At 70.9% G+C, this 573-nt stretch carries 1 pseudogene; it reads right to left on the bottom strand.

The window, feature by feature from the left end:
* Nucleotides 1–561 (bottom strand): annotated as a pseudogene (locus ASE20_RS25045) (hypothetical protein); the annotation flags it as partial.
* Nucleotides 562–573: the final 12 nt, after the last annotated feature.

Raw genomic sequence — 573 nt, 5'->3', positions numbered from 1 at the left:
GAACGCGAGGACGGCGGCGGGGTCGGCGGACATGGCGAACGCTTCGGCACGCCAGTGGTCCATGCCGAGGTCCTGCTCCTCGGGGGAGGCGTGCTCGGCGAGGGCGACCGCAAGCTGTTCGATGAACGCCTCATGGACCCGGGCGTCGGCTTCGTCGAGGCGGGCGTAGGCGGTCGCGACCCCCGCGGCGTTGTCGACGTCGGCGATCTGGTCGCCGGGCTTGGGCTGGGAGTACCAGACCCCGTTGTGTCGCTGATTCGCTTCGATGCGGTGCTGGTGGGTGGTGGTGTCGGCTTCGATGATCTTGGCCTCGGCGATCGCGAGGATCCGGTTCGGTGCCTGCCCCAACGCGGCGGCGACCGCGGTGTCGACGATCCGGGCCTGGTCACGGGTGAGCTTGCGCGACAGGGTCGCGACCCGGCGGACCACCCAGGTCTCGCACTCGAGCTTCTGGGCGCCTGCCCACACGAGCGGGAGCCGGTGCCGCAGGTCCAGCGCATCCGCGAGAGCACGGCGGGTCGCACCCACACCTTCGCAGCGGGCGATCGCGATCTCGTCCAACGCCAGATCCGA

Source organism: Nocardioides sp. Root240, from assembly GCF_001428825.1.
Lineage (GTDB): Bacteria > Actinomycetota > Actinomycetes > Propionibacteriales > Nocardioidaceae > Nocardioides.
This window is presented reverse-complemented; position numbering and strand designations above follow the sequence as displayed.